General features: G+C 63.4%; 9 protein-coding genes. 2 read left to right on the forward strand and 7 right to left on the reverse strand.

The annotated features are described in order from the left end of the window. The gene (locus tag ACW5EG_RS14540; RefSeq protein WP_457022070.1) at positions 1 to 1878 is read right to left on the reverse strand and encodes a hypothetical protein; all 1878 of its coding nucleotides are present in this window, start codon (positions 1876 to 1878) and stop codon (positions 1 to 3) included. Between the two features lie 338 nt (positions 1879 to 2216). Between ACW5EG_RS14540 and ACW5EG_RS14545 the strand changes: the two genes are divergently transcribed. Continuing rightward, the gene (locus ACW5EG_RS14545; RefSeq protein ID WP_457022072.1) at positions 2217 to 2576 is read left to right on the forward strand and encodes a helix-turn-helix transcriptional regulator; all 360 of its coding nucleotides are present in this window, start codon (positions 2217 to 2219) and stop codon (positions 2574 to 2576) included. Between the two features lie 60 nt (positions 2577 to 2636). Here ACW5EG_RS14545 and ACW5EG_RS14550 read toward each other — a convergent pair whose 3' ends face one another. The 3 genes from ACW5EG_RS14550 to ACW5EG_RS14560 are packed head-to-tail and all read right to left on the reverse strand — an operon-like array spanning position 2637 to position 9370. Then, positions 2637 to 3071 carry a hypothetical protein gene (locus tag ACW5EG_RS14550; protein ID WP_457022074.1) on the reverse strand — a complete coding sequence of 145 codons (435 nt, stop codon included), beginning with the start codon at positions 3069 to 3071 and terminating at the stop codon, positions 2637 to 2639. Positions 3072 to 3101: 30 nt separating this feature from the next. Beyond that, entirely contained in the window at positions 3102 to 4034 is a 933-nt protein-coding gene (locus ACW5EG_RS14555; protein WP_457022075.1) for an RHS repeat-associated core domain-containing protein, read from the reverse strand. Next, on the reverse strand, positions 4031 to 9370 hold the full coding sequence (locus ACW5EG_RS14560) for an RHS repeat protein (RefSeq protein ID WP_457022077.1): 5340 nt from the start codon (positions 9368 to 9370) through the stop codon (positions 4031 to 4033). The genes ACW5EG_RS14555 and ACW5EG_RS14560 overlap by 4 nt, the downstream gene beginning before the upstream one ends. A 656-nt stretch (positions 9371 to 10026) precedes the next feature. Between ACW5EG_RS14560 and ACW5EG_RS14565 the strand changes: the two genes are divergently transcribed. Beyond that, positions 10027 to 10302: a GntR family transcriptional regulator gene (locus tag ACW5EG_RS14565; protein WP_457022079.1), complete on the forward strand. Its 276-nt coding sequence runs from the start codon at positions 10027 to 10029 to the stop codon at positions 10300 to 10302. Between the two features lie 135 nt (positions 10303 to 10437). Here the strand turns inward: ACW5EG_RS14565 and ACW5EG_RS14570 are convergent, their stop codons facing one another. The 3 genes from ACW5EG_RS14570 to ACW5EG_RS14580 are packed head-to-tail and all read right to left on the reverse strand — an operon-like array spanning position 10438 to position 14743. After that, complete coding sequence (locus ACW5EG_RS14570) at positions 10438 to 11670, reverse strand: sensor histidine kinase (RefSeq protein ID WP_457022081.1); 1233 nt, start codon at positions 11668 to 11670, stop codon at positions 10438 to 10440. Then, the gene (locus tag ACW5EG_RS14575) at positions 11670 to 12347 is read right to left on the reverse strand and encodes a response regulator transcription factor (RefSeq protein ID WP_457019268.1); all 678 of its coding nucleotides are present in this window, start codon (positions 12345 to 12347) and stop codon (positions 11670 to 11672) included. The genes ACW5EG_RS14570 and ACW5EG_RS14575 overlap by 1 nt, the downstream gene beginning before the upstream one ends. Positions 12348 to 12388: 41 nt before the next feature. Next, entirely contained in the window at positions 12389 to 14743 is a 2355-nt protein-coding gene (locus tag ACW5EG_RS14580; RefSeq protein WP_457022083.1) for a TonB-dependent receptor, read from the reverse strand. Between the last annotated feature and the right edge of the window lie 189 nt (positions 14744 to 14932).

A 14932-nucleotide genomic window follows, 5' to 3' on the forward strand; every position in this document is an offset into this window, starting at 1 on the left:
TCAGCGACCCGCCGCGTGGCCGTTCAGGCGAGCGGCTTTGCCTGCCCGTGGACGTGCGTTTGGGGAAGCTTCCCCGGCTGCCGGCCGCAAAGCCTTGTCCTGCTTGGGCTTGTTGGCGGTTTTGCCACCCCGCACAGGGGCCGCATCCCCACCGCGACCGGGCCGCGCAGCCCCCGCGAGGTTGGGGGTTGCACCCCGCGAGGTTGCCGTTTTGCCCCGCGAGGTTTTGCCGGCGCTGGATTCGAGCTCCGTCCACTCCGCCACACCCAGCCCCATCAGCTGCGGGCTATCGTTGGCCGTGTCGCCGTCGAACAGCAGACTGTACGCGAACCGCTGGCCCGGCCTGCCGCCGTGGACGGCCACGTAGTCCAGTTGCACCAGCCGATCCAGGTGGACACGCAACTGCGTGTCGGACAGCCCCAGCGGCCCGCGCACGTCGCGGCGGGTGAAGCGCACCGCCGCCCGCTCGATGCCCTCCACACCGGCTCGCTCAACCACCCACCCATCCAGCTCCGTCAGCACGCGCCGCGTCTGCGGCGGCAGCTCGTCCAGCGACCGGCCCAGCACCGCATGCGCCAGCCGGTTCGCCAAGGCAATGTCCTCGTGGGTCACTTCCACGTACTCGACCGCCTGCCCCTCGACTTCCAGCATCCGCACGGGCCGCTGGTACTGGTGCAGCAGGGCGATGGCGTCGATCAGGGCCAGGTACTTCACGTGGTCGCGGCGCAGCCGCACGCGGTCACTGGCGAAGGTCAGCGACTCGGCATAGGGGTTCACCACGGCCAGCGGGCGCAACAAGGTCTGCGCCGCCCGGTGGGCGGCCAACACGTGGTCACCAACCACCCGCGACTGCAAGCCGGCCAACGTCCGTGCCTGCCGCTGGCGCTGCTGGATCGCAGCCGTCTGTTCGGGCGTCTCGTTGATCGTCAGCACAAGGCAGCGGTTGAGCAGTTCTTCGTCGATGTCGATGGCAGTGGTGGTCAGGCACAGCATCACCGGGCCTTCCACCCGGTAATCGGCCGTGACCAGTTTGCCGGTGGCCGGGTCTTTGCCAGTCGAGGCGATGGTCAACTCACCCTGCGACTGCAACAGCTTCAAGGCATAGGCAGCCTGCCGAACCCCTTCTTCTTCGGCAATGGCGAGAATCTTGTGCCGCAGGTCGCCCTCACCGAGGTAGAACAGCGATTGCCCGGTCATGGCCGAGTAGTGGACGCGCTGGCGCTCGGGCATCAGCGACAATAGCGCATCCATCAGGGTCGATTTACCGGCCGCGGACGTGGACTGGATCAGCACGGCCAGCGGCTTGTCCAACAGGCGCGAGGTCATCGCCAGATAGCCGACCAAGGCATTGACGTTCTCGCCGACTACACCGACGGCTTCCACGTCCGCCACGATGCGATCGGGCAAGGCGGGATCGCGCAGCAGAGCCAGCCCTGCCGCTTCCTCGTCCTCGGTCAGCAATGACGCGTCGGCGGAGGCATCCGGAGCCAGTGCGCCACGGATGGCCTGCTCCTGTAGCGGTTCCAAGGCCAGCACCAGTGCCGACAGGTCGCCGGCGATGACCGACTCGGCCACGCCCAGTTCCAATGCGGCCGCCTTGGCGAACACACCACGGGCGCGGGCCAGGTACAGATCGAGCGTATCCAGATGCAGGCGTTCGCCGGACGATACCCGCAGCGTGATCTTCAAGGTCTCGGCCGACAGGTTCCGCGACAGGCCGCGCACGCGATAGGCGCGCGGGCCGCGAGTGAAACGCACATCGTCCTCGCCGGCAATTTCCAGAGAGCTGTTGGCACAGAGAGCACCCGACAACGGCATCGACAGCGCCGTATCCGCAGCAGAACCCGGTGACGGGGAGCCTTCGGGAGCGTGGGACATGGACGCGGCCTCCTGCGAAATGCTGTCAAGAGCGACAGCGGGTCATAATTCAATCGCAGTATCACGTCGATATGGCGTTAATGTCAACGCCGATACGGATAGACGAAAACGCCGGAAGTGCAGTTTTTGATGTAAGAAAGACGAACGGATTACGTCATTACTTACTGACGTAAATAGCCAATTACGCAATGACACAGAACAGACGCTGCCATCAGAAAGCACCTGAAAGATGAAAATATTTTGCTCAAACGATTACGCCATATCAGCGTATCATCGACGCCGAACCGTCAAACCGGGGTTAACGTATGGGCACCGTAGGGCCACAACACAGCGTTGCCATGACACCAGACGAGAAAGCCTTCTTCCGCAAGCTAGGGACGCGCATGGCCGACCTGCGCCGCGACCAGGGACTAACACAGGCGCAGTTGGGCGAGCTGGTCGGCGTGAGCCAGCAGCAAATCGCCTCGTTCGAGATCGGGCGCAGGCGTGTCCCGGTGTCGCTGCTGGCGGCACTGGCGACCGGGCTGGCGGTGACTGTGGAGGAGTTGATCGGAGTGCCGGGGCGGCGGCCCGCCGGGAAGCGCGGGCCGACACCGAAGCTGCAACAGCAGTTGGAGCGGATCAGCCAGCTACCGAAAGCCAAGCAGAAGATGGTGAGCGAGGTGTTGGACTCGTTATTAGCACAAGCAGGACGATAAGCCGCTCACAACTTCAGCCAACTGCAACAACGACAAGGCCCGCAATGCGGGTCTCATGTTTCACGGGCGATCTGATACTGAACCTGACGCCACCTCTGTATCGATTGGAATGGGACGCACCTTTAACCTTCCAGTGAAATAACCACCGCCTCTTAGAGAGACGCAAGGGCGTTGAAATTTCTCAAGAACGACTGCAGGAATATCCCCTGATAGCTTCGTGGTATCACCGACAGTCGCAAACCTGAACTCCGCCACCCTGTCCCCGTTGACAGATGGATCTATCGCGTAGAAAAGATCAGATCCATCGCAGTCGGTTACAGCGATGTGAACATATAGCTGACGCCGCTTTATTTTAACGGCATCGCGCGTTGGAATTACCACCTCCACTGTCACTGAATTAGCATTACGAACAGCATGCGCCGACACGATGTCGGGCCGCAAATTGCACCCCGTCAACGCATATACGGCAATCACCCAAAGAAATAATCTGATCATGCTTGCGGCTCAAAAATCATAGGGGCAAGTCTACTTCTTGTACGACGAGTCAATCTTCTGAGGAGCTTCTGCATCGCCCATCATTTTTCTGAAATCACCATGAGCAGCACCCGAAGTCTTATTAACATCAGCTCCAGAAGTATCCGTGACTCCCAGCATCCTACGCCCAAGATATGCAACCGCATCGGAACTGTTACCTGCACCAGCAGTGGGCTGAGCGAGCACGTTAGTCCAATTCGATACGTTAGCCGGCTTTGAACCATCGCCAGATGCGCCAACAGGATCAATAGTCACTAGATTTGTAATTTCGACCGATGAGCTATTTGCTTGTGAAATTGCCTCAGCAGCACCTAAGCTATGACCTATAACGTTGAGCGGCTCCCCCTCAGCAAGGGGAGCATTCATCGCGGCCGATATTTTCTCTGCCTCGTCATATGAGAAGAACTGGACATCGCGACCAGTAGTTGTCTTCTGCGTTTCAGCGTAGGACGCAACGTTTTCAGTCCAACGCTTGTCCGCTGCGCCCCCAATATAGATATCTCGCCTGCCATCCGGATCAACTCGGGTATATGGGTTGTTACTGGCATAACGATAGCGATGGAACTGCCCAACCGGGTTGCTGTAGGCCGTCACCGGATCGGTGCTTAGGAAGATTCCGAGCATTGGATCGTAGTAGCGCTGCTGCATGTACACCAACCCCGTCGCCGCGTCCTGGACGTGACCGGTGTATCCGGGTCCATCCTGCATCGCAGGCATGAGCTGCTGCCCATAGGCCTCGTACTCCCGGTGTCCCTCGACGACGGCCCCCGTCGCGTCCGTCATCGCCACCACGCTTCCCAGCGCGTCGGTGTGGACGTACTTGACCGTGGTCTGGGCCGTAGCGACCTGCGGCAGCAGGGATACAGCGACGAGCAGCAGGCTGCAGAGGCGCAACAGTCGATGGATGAACTTCTGGACGTTCATTCGCCGCCCTCCCCATCATTATCCGCCACCGGGTCTTGAGGCGGATCAGCGATGTCGGTATCTTCCGGCTTTGCGGCCCCATCTACGGTCGGCTCCGGATCGGCGTTGACGACAGGCGGATCACCCGGGTTGCCAGGTTCGCCGATCACGATTGTTTCCTGGGCTGCCGGGGGGGCGGACCAAGCCGAGCAGCCTGCGAGGTTGCAGGCCCGAACCACATGCGAGGGAGCGCAGTAGGCTGACGAGTTGCCGGGCCCGGCCACGGTCGTGAGGGGGCCCGTGTACTGGACCGCGCCGCCATAAGCCTGCAGCTCGTAGCTCGTGGCCGAGGCCATCGACGTCCACCGCACCTCACACCGGATGTGGGTCAGAGCTCCGACGTAAGTCTGGGTCTTCAGCGAGTACGTGATGGTGGGAGTCCCCGGCGGCCGCGTTACCTGCACCGCCTTGACCGTGGAGTAAGCCCCGCACCCGGCCTCATTGCATGCGCGGACCTGGTACCCCCAGCTCCCCGTGGCCTTGCCGCTGATCGCACGGCTGGTCGCGGAGTTCGCCTGCAGCGTGATCCAGCTACCGGTGCCCGGTCGTTCCTGCAGCCCGTAGCTTGTCGCGGTCGCAACGGCGGTCCAGCTGACGCTGTAGCTGCCGGTCGTATTGCTCGCAGGTACCGTCAGGGTTGGCGCGGCCGTTGGTGGTCGGGTCACCGCGACCACCTTCTCGGCCGCGTACGCGCTGCACCCGGCATCGTTGCACGCCCGGATCCGGTAGCCCCAGCTGCCCGTGGTCTTCCCGCTGAGCGCCTTGCTGATCCCTGCGGCATTGTGGATCTGCGTCCAGGCCGCGGTCCCGAGCCGCTCGTCCAACTCATAGCGGCTCGCCGTGGCTATCGCCGTCCAGCTGGCGGTGTAGCTGCCGGTGAGGTTGGTCGCCGGCAGGGTGAGCGTCGGTGGCCCCGCCGGCGGATACAGCACATTCACGCTTTTGATCGCCGACCAGCTGCCGCAACCAGCGTCGTTGCAGGCACGCACCTGGTAGCTCCAGCTGCCCGCGGCCTTGCCGCTGATCGCCCGGCTCAGCGCCGAACTGTTCGGGTAGCTGCTCCAGCTGCCGCTGCCCTGCCGCTCCTGCAGTTGGTAAACGTTTGCTGCGGGCACCGCCGTCCAGCTGACCGTGAACCCGCCGTTGGGTCCGGTCGTCGGGACGGTCAGCGTCGGCACCGCGGTAGGCGCCAACTGCACGGCCACCGTCTTCTCCGCGCTCCAGCTGCCGCAGGTCGCAGGACTACAGGCCCGGACCCGATATCCCCAAGCACCGGCCGCCTTGCCGGTGATCGACTTACTGTTGCCAGCCGCATTGTGGATCGTGGCCCAGCTACCGCTGTCCAGACGCTCCTGCACCTGGTACTTGGTCGCCAGCGCCGAGGTGCCCCAGCTGATGATGTAGCTGCCGGTCATGCTTGAACCTGGCACGGTCAGCGTCGGGGTCGACAGCGCGATCGCGTTCTCCACCTGCGCCACCAGGCTGCCGCCCAGGTGCACGTAGTCGGTCGTCTTGCCGGTGTGCTCGTCGCGCTGGAACCGCAGCGTGCCATCCTGGCCGTAGAGGGAGTAGATGTTGCGATCATCACGCGTCGACAGCACCCGTCGGCCGTGCCCGTCGTAGCGGTACTGCTCGCCTGCGCCCTGGCGCAGGCGGTTACCCTGGTCGAACGTGTAGGTCACGCCGTTCTTGTTCTGGACGTTGCCCTGCGGGTCGTAGCCCAGGCCGATCACGGTGGCGCCGCCCGAGGTGTTGGTGACGTTGGTCAGTTGGTTCCTGGCGTCGTAGACATAGGTGTGGTTGCGGGCCTTCGGCCCGCCGGTCACCTGCACGGTCTGCAGGTTGTCGAGCACGGTGTAGGTGTAGTTGGCCGTGCCGAACATGGGCGAGACGGCCTGGGTCAGCCGGTCGAGCACGTCGTAGGTCATGTCGCGGTGGCCGCGGCTGCCGGTTCGGCCATCGCTGATCGCCGCCACGTTGCCGTGCTGGTCGTAGTCGTAGCTGTCGCGCAGGACTGCGCTGGCTGTGCAGCTGGACCCGACGAAGTCGCAGCTGGTCACCGGCAGGCCGCGGGTGTTCTGGGACAGCGTGTGCTTGATCCCGTTGCCGTAGGTGAACTGCTTGATCCCGCCGTTGGGGTAGTAGCTCACCGCTGTTGCGTAGGTGCCCGCCTTGCTCGGCTGGCCCAAGGCATTGGGGGCCAAGTCGACCACCACCCCTGGCGATGCGTGGTCGGCCAAGTGACCGTGCTGGTTGTAGTTGTAGTCCAGCGCCCACAGCTGGCTACCCACGGCGAAGGTCTCGCCTTCGATGAGACGGCGCCGGTTGTAGCTGTAGCTGTTGGTGACGACATCGCCACTGCCGCTGTTCTGGGTGTTGATGGTCGCCGGCAGCCCGTCGCGCGTGTATGTCCAGCTCTGGTTGCCGCGGCCGTCCGGGAAGCTCAGCGTCCGCAGCCAGTTGCGCCCGTCGTAGGTGCGGGTGGTGCGCTGGGCGGCCGGGATGTCGGCCGTGTTACAGGCGCCCGTGGCGGTCTGCGTGGCGCCGGCCTTGCTCCAGGCCAGGTTGCCGGCGTTGTCGTAGGCCATGATCGTCGCGCCGGTCTCGGGCTCGACCGACTTGCACAGCTGCTGGTACGCGTCGTAGACGTAGCTTCGTGTCAGTGCCACCGAGCCGCTGCTGTTGCGACGCGTGATGGCGGTCGGCTTGCCGAACACGTCGCGACCGATGTCGGTGAAGGCGCCGGCAGGATGCGCGATGGCCACCGGCAAGTCGGTCGTGGGCTGGTCCCAGGCCAGGTAGCTGGTCGTGGTCTGGAACGCGGCGTTCGCGGGCTGCCCTCGCGGCGGGGTGACCCGCGTCTTGAAGCCGGCCAGGTACTCGGTCCCGGTCGTCAACGCGCCCAGTTCCGAGTCCTGTGTGATCTGGGTTGGCCGGCCGAGGGCGTCGTACCAGGTCCAGGTTCCTGTGCTCAGCGCATCGCTCGTGCCCGGGTGGGAGGCAAAGGTCACGCGCCCTTCGTGGTCGTAGGTGAACCGGGAGAAGCGCTGGGTACCCGAGGCGTTGGCGGTGTCGTACTCGCGCACGACCAGCGGACGCCAGAGCGCATCGAAGTAGCTGACCTTGCGCGCATTGCCGGTGCTGATCGTCTGGCGCCAGTGGCCCGCCGGGATGCCGTACTCGATGCCGGCCACCGGCTCGAAGGCCAGCGTCGTGTTATGCCAGACGACACTGTCGTCATCGGGATAGTCGATCAGAGAGAGTCGGCCCATGGCGTCATAGCCGTAGGCGGTGGTGAAGCCCGCCTCATCCACAGTCGACATGATCCAGCCGCTGTCGTTGACCACCGCCGCCTGGGTCGCGCCGGCCGTCGCCTCGGGCGTGGCCGGATACCGGATCGACTGCGGGATGCCGCGCTTCCAGCTGCCCAGCGTGGTGACCTTGCCGTTGCCGTCAGTCACCGAGGTGACGGTGCCGCGCTGGCCGCTGGCGATCGAAGAACTGGTGTCGTAGCCCAACGTCTGCACAGTGCGGCCGAAGTGCTTGCTGACCTGCGGCAATGCCCAGGTCGCATCGTAAGTGGTCTGCGACATCACCGAGTCGGCGGCGCCATCGCAAGCAGGGTTGGCGGGCGTCGAAGCTGTGCACGTCACCTGCGCAACCTGGCCCAGGATCCACTTGGCTAGGTTGTCGTGGTACGTCGTGGCCTCGGTGCGCGAGGGACTGCTTGGCAAGGTGCTGGATTTGACCGCACGCGTGGCTCTGCCATGAAGATCGAAGCAGTAGGTTGAAGACCCACAGCTTTGGGGAATGGTTGTGTTGAAGGTGACGCCGTCCTGGATAGTCGCCTGCGAGACGACGGGGCGGACCCGCGCCGTGGAGGGATCGTCGCCATTGATGATCAGGCCATACCTGGGATGGAACGTCTGGCTGTTCGCGGCAGACTCCGGCAGATACTCGGTCACGTCGGTCCGCTGCGTAGCGCCATTCCCGTTGCGAACCGTGGTGCCCAGCAAGCGACCTTCGTTGCTGGAGTAGAGAACTCCGTAACGGTGCACGCGCGCGGTGCCGTCGGGTTCGATCAGCGTCGTCTGCTTCTCCTCAGGGCACGTCGTGCACGGGTAAGCGGCCGCGCCGCCCCCGCCCCATAGGGGGTAATACTCACCGCCGTACGCGTATTCCCACTGAAGCGTGTTGGCCAGCCCCGGCCCGGATATTGACTTGCTCGTCAACGCCATCACGTCAAAGAAGTTGGGCGTGTTCAACACATAGTAGTAGTGGCTTTGATTGACCCTCTGCAGGCACTCGCTCCGGTGAACGCCAGATCTGTACTGCCGCTGGTTGGTAAACTCGAACGTGCCGACCGCGCCGGATGGGTGGGTAATGCTCAGCGAATAGTTGGCCTCAATCGCAGGAGGCTGCTCATTGCACGTCGCATTCGAACCCCCATCCCAAGGAACGTAAATGGGCGAAAGCGAGCCTGTTCGTGCGTATTGCCAACGTGCGCCATCGGGCAGAGTGACGGTTGCCAGCCAGTTCGCGTTGGTACCAGTGCCATACTGATAGATCCAGGTGCGGCCATGCGCAGAAGCGGATGAGAGCCTGCCACTCGTATAAGTCAGAAGGATCTGCCTGCCATCGCTGGACGAGATGTGCTCCGGGTTCCCGTCCCCGTTGTACTCGTACTCTACAAAGTTGCCGAATCGATCCTCGACCTTGCTGGCGAGCAAGTAGTATTTGGTTCTTGTGACACGCTGGGTGGCATCAATGCTGATCTGCCTCTTCATAACGCCCATGTAGCGGCTGGCAGCCACGTTGAACGTGTACTTGAGCCCCCCGACGGTCTGCATCGAGAAACCTTCCCCGGATAGTCCGCTCTGCATCGGGATGCAGGTAAAGACATCGCGTTCCCGACTGGTCCATTTGTAGGGCCCTCCGGCTGCGGGCAGAGGCGTCTGTGCCTCGGGAAGGAGCATGGAGCGATCACTCTCGCCCGGGACGTGCACGGTATTACCCTGCCAGAACTCCAGGGATTCGAACCCGGTCGCAGACGGGATGGCGCCAACCGAGCAGCGCGTGTCGGCCCAGCCAGAAGACGGGATGCTCGCGGCGATGTAAGGCACGTCGACATCCCAGTCGCCGGCGCCCTTCAGGTTCGAGTTCCAAGGCCCTCCCTCGCTGCCGACCGGATACAACTCGACCTTCATTCTCCGGGTCAGCCTGACCGGGAGAGCGCTGTTTCCAGGCACGTCGATGTCGGTTGCGGTGAACTCGGTGGCGCCGTTGTACAGGCTCACAGCCTCGCCCATTAGGTCGCCGGCTAGTCTCGAAATGGACTGGGACGCCTCAACGCGTTTCCGATACTCATGTTGTGGTTCGACCGCATGGGACCACTGGGGCGTCAGCGATGCGATGATGCCGGCCGCAGCTACGATGAGCGCGCCGCACACCGGAAGGCGAGGAGAACAATCAGTTCGCTGCGGGTCGTTGCACCGGGTTGATCGAAAGCGTGGCCGCCAGGCCGCTCCTGCCCGACACGTAGACGTGAACAGGTGGAACCAGCAGCCATCACTCACCGCGCGCCCGGGCATCTGGCCCGGCATCCTTGAACAAGCCATGTATCCCCCAGAAGCATCCCTTTCCGGCCCCGCCCGAACCGCTCCCCGGGGCGGTGCCACGCGCTAGCGATCTTGCGCCAACCGCGTTCTTTTCACAATCGGGCTACAGACCATCCCTAGGCGGGCCAGCGCATGTAGTGTCGGCTCTAGGCAGACTTTCCGGAACCGCTCAGGTCTGATGTTGGGAGCAGTTCAGAGCATCTCCTCATCGCGAGCAGTCGTGCCTGCGGGCTGGACACATACGGCCACATGCGGAAAGATTGAACCGCATCCGGCATCGGATCGCCAAAGACAACAGGGTGAGCTACTGCCATTCGCGGATACGGAGGTCCGCTATGAGCGCATTCCACACCAAGAGCGTGCAGTTGCAGGACCGGATTCGGCAGGCGCTGCGTTCGGGCCACCACCTGCCCGGCGACCGGATCGATCCGGCGTCGCTTGCCGACGAGTTCAATACCAGCCTCATGCCCGTGCGGCTGGCGCTGGAGCGGCTCGTCGGAGAAGGCGCCCTCGAGCGCCACGCCCGGGGTGGCGTGTACCTGCCGCTACCGGTCGAGATCGGCGGCAATGACACCGATGAGCCGCTGCCCACTTCGACCGATGACAGCTAGTCGGGCGCCGGGCAGGATCAGGCTCGCGCGAACGGGCGCGGCTTCGACCAGCTTGCCGTCCCACGCTGCGCGCCGCGCCTTTCGGTCGCGTTGATTGCAGTTACCTGCTGTTTGCGAAGGAGCAGTCTGTCCTGCTTACCAGGAAAGACGGGCGGTCACACGCGCCTCGTCCGCGTGCAGCGAGAATGCCCAGCCGTTGCGCTCACACAATCGTTGAACGATGCCAAGACCCAAGCCATGCCCGTTGGAAGAGGATGAGCCGGCGGCCGTGATGCGGCCAACTTCGTCACCGCTCAGCCGATTGGTGACCAGCAGCTCGTGCTCCTTGATGAGGACTGTGATCGGTCCCTGCCCGCCAGGCGTTTGCTCGAACGCATTCCGAACCAGATTGGTGACCGCGATCAGGAAGGCCTGTGGATGCCCGTGAACGACTGGTGTTGCGAGACTTTCGACGTCGACTTCGACGCACTTGCCGTTCAGCAGGTAGCGCTGCTGGTCGACCGCCCGGCTCACCAGTGGCGCCACCAGGAACTGCTCGCCGTACAGCCCGTCGTCGGCTTCGCGAGCGATGCACAGGAACATCTCGATCGTGGACTTCATCTCGAGCGTCGCACGCCGGATCCGATCCACCGCCCTCACGTCTTCGGCCGACAGATCACTTTGCTCCAACAGCTCGAGCGCGCCTGTTATCACCGTGATAGGCGTCCGCAGTTCATGACTGGCAGAACCGGTGAAGTCCCGCTCTCGCACGACGAACGCGCTGATGCGCTCGAGCGTTTTTTCGATGGCCCCGGCGAGGACGCCGACCTCATCCGTTCCGAACCGGCTGGACTCGATGAGCTTGTGGTCCCCAGCCGACAGATGCTCCAGGTCGATGCCCGCGACCACTTCGGCGAGCTGCACCACCGGGGAGACCGCTCTGCGCATCACCAGGACGCCCAGCCCCAAACCCAAGGCGCCGAGCAGTCCCACGACCCCAGTGATGACGAGGAGCCACCACCAGTCCTCGGAGGACGCAGCCTCGATCCCGGCGACATCGAACACCACGAATGCGCGCCCCCGTGCGTTGTCGGCGGGGACGACAGCGACATGCAGCTCTTCGGCGACGAACTCGTACAGACCCTCGGCAGGACCTGCCTGCGCCCACTCCCTCAGGGGTTCGGGCAAGCTCCCGGCGTCGTCGTAGCCGCGAAGGCTCATCGTGAGATCGGGGTAGTTCTCGGCGGCGCGCTGCAGCTGGGTGACCAGCACGCGGTCTTCGCTGAACCTGATGGCAGCGTAGAACGCGAGCCCCCAGGCCACGCTGAGTCCGACAACACACAGCGCGAACGCATACTCGACACGTTTGCGCAGACTGTGCCGCGACACTACTGGGCGTCCTCCGCGATTCGATATCCGATGCGATGCACCGTATGGATCAACAGCCGATCGAACGGCCTGTCGATTGCCTGGCGCAGCTTGTACATGTGCGAGCGAAGCGCATCGCCATCCGGCCTCTCGTCGGCCCACAGCAGCGTTTCAAGCTCGTCGCGATCCACGACCGACGGGGACTCTTCCATCAATCGTCGAAGCAACTTCATGCCGGCAGGGTTGATCTCGACACGCCGCCCCGCCCGGTGTACTTGCAGCGTGGACCGGTTCAACGTCAGATCGCCAACCGTCAGCAGGTTGTCGCCGTTCCGGCGACTCCGCTTGTAGAGAGCCCGGATGCGCGCATGCAGCTCCTGCAGTGCGAATGGCTTGACCAGGTAGTCGTCGGCCCCGGCGTCGAATCCCCTGAGCCTGTCGTCGAGCGTGTCCCTGGCCGTCAGCATGAGGACAGGCGTTTCGATTTCGGCATCGGCCCGCAGTCTCTGGCAGAAGGTAAGACCGTCCATCCTCGGGATCATCAGGTCCAGAACGATGACGTCGAACGGATGTGTCAACGCCAGGTTCATTGCGGTGACGCCGTCGTGGGCGAAATCCAGAACGTAGCCGAGCTTTTCGAGGTACGCGGCAATGTTCGCGCAGATGTCGCGGTTGTCCTCGACGATCAACGCCCTGATCGGCGCCGCATCAAGAGCGCGTGCCATCTGCCGCCTCCCTTTTACCAAGCGTAGTCTAGCCGAAGTCCGATCAGCGGCTCGGCCTCGCTATCGTCCTTCACGTTGACACCCCTGCGGTAGTCGAACTCGGTGTCGTCGGTCGACGCGGCCGACGTGACGTTGATGACATCGAGAAAGGCCGTGACGTCGACCGGGCCAAATGCGCGCCGATAGTCGACACGCAGGTTGAGCACGCCGTAACTGGGCCGGCGGCCCACATTGCGCTCGATCGTCTCCCGCGAGTAGCGCAAGGGCTGTCCGGGCCCCAGCACGTCTTCGTGGATGATGTAGGCGTCCTCCGGCCTGCCGGACAGGTACTTGTAACGCCCGGCGACTTTCCAGCGGTCGGTGATTTCCCAGGTCAGCCCAAGGGTCGCCACATGCTCGCGGCTGAACTCGTCGGTGACCGAGCCAAGGCCGTCCTTCCGGTCCACTTTCGCGTCGTTGTAGGAATAGGTCGCGGCCGCGTAGAGCCCTTCGCGGATCGTGCCCCTGACCACGACGTCGAAGCCGTATGAACTGCCATCGCCGATGTTGGCGAACGTCCCGCCCGCCCGATCCAGGTCGACCACGAGATTGGCCAGGTCCTGGTAATAGGCTTCCGTCAACACCGACCAGCTCTCGTTCGGGAAGTACTCCAGGCCGATACTCCCGTGCGTGATCTCCTCGTTTTCGAGCGTGTTCGCCGCATTGGCTGCGAGGTCCAGGAACCGTGGCGATTGATGGAAGAGCCCTGCAGTCGCGAAGTACCTGAAGCTTGTGTTCGGCTGCCAGTTCACCCGGAACCTGGGCGACACGAGGTTTTCGTCCGTCAGGCCGTCGCGCTCCAGGCGGACGCCCGTGCGGATATCCCAGGAGCCGATCTTGAAGGCCTGGTCCACGTAACCTGCGTAGCTCGTCGCTTTCCGGCTCAGCGAGGAATCGATGTTCGCCGGGGTCAGCACGATGAAGCGCTGGTCGGGGTCCGGCCTGGAGTCGTCGCCGTCGTAGACGTACCGGATCCAGTCGCCATCCAGCACGGTGCTGTAGTCCAGTTCGAGCTGCGTCACCTGCATGCCTGCATTGAACGCGCCCCAGCGATTCACCGTTTTGAAGTCGCTTCGCCAGCCGATCTCGGTCTCGTCTTCGGTCACGGTGATGATGTCTTCGCGCACCGGGAAACTGGAGGCGGGCGAGCCGTCGGGCACGAGATCGGGAAATGCTTCGCCCTCCGAGCTGATCTTGTTGCTGACCCGGTGGTAGACCTTGTTGGTCCAGACAGCGTCCTCACCGATCAATGATCGCAGGGTCAGCCCGTACAGGTCACTGTCCTGTTCGAAATCAAGAAGCGCAGCATCTTCGAAGTTTGGCGACTCGAAGACGTGGGTCACGTCGCGCGTGTATGTCTCGCGCGTATCGATGAGCAGCACCTCGAGCGTGTTGGACGGGCTGATCGGCACGGCCGACTTGACGATGATGTCCCTCAACACGGGGTTTCCGATGTCCAGCTCTTCGATATCTTCGAAGAAGGCACCGAAATCCAGTCGGCGGGCGGAAACGAGCACGGTGGAACCTTCAGTGATGCCGAGCGGCCCGTCGTAGCCGACTTCATTGCCTGCGAGGTCGAGGCGCAGGCTGGCCGACGGGCTTGGACTGCCGTCGGCGACTTCGAGCTTGAGCAGCGACCCGGCCCGGCCGCCATACGCAGGGCCCCACCCGCCCGGTGAGAACTCGGCACCACTGATGACGTTCGGTGCGAAGATCGAGAAACGGCCGCCACCGCCGATGTCCTCGTCCTCGCCCAGTGTCGCGTCGAAGTGTATCGCTTTGTCGAAGGGGAACTCGTCGACGAAGATCAGGTTATCCCGGGGGCCCCGGCCGCGTACGCTGAAGCTCGCGAACTCGCTGGCGGAGGCCAGGCCAGGCAGGCCGTCCAGCGAAAGGAGCGGATCTGCGCCACCGCCGACAGCACTTCGCAAGGCTTCCCGGTCGAGATAGGTGCTGGAAGGCGATGCGAGTGCATCGAGCGGCCGTGCCTGGACCACCACTTCCTGCAACAGCGGAATTCCCAGTTCGAATTCGATCCTGGAGTTCTTCCGCGTAACCACGCGTACGCTTGGCTCGTAGATTGAAGCGAATCCGACCTTGGTGATGTTGACCGTGTAGAGGCCGGGGTCGAGCTGTTCAACGAGGATGCGACCTTGTGCGTCGGTTTCCAGGGATCGCGCGGAGGCGGTTTCCCGTTCCGTGATCGTGACCTTCGCGTTTGAAAGTGGCCGGTCGGTATATTGATCCTTGACGATGATGGTCAGGGCACCGGGTGCGTCCGCTGCGTGCGCGTACAGTGGAAAGCCGATCAAGTGCGCCGAAAGGGCCAACCACAATGCGCGTCGGGCGTGCCTACTCATATCGCTCTGCCTCCGAGAATGGGCCGTCTCACTCCATGAACCGGTGCGAGATTAGCGAGGCAAATGTCGCCAAAAGGTCGCCGGCTTGGCGCAGCAGTGACTGTCGATGCCGGTGTGGGTGCGCTCGATACGCATCCGCGTGCGCTCCAGCTGCCACCC

Source organism: Luteimonas sp. A611 (genome assembly GCF_054072715.1).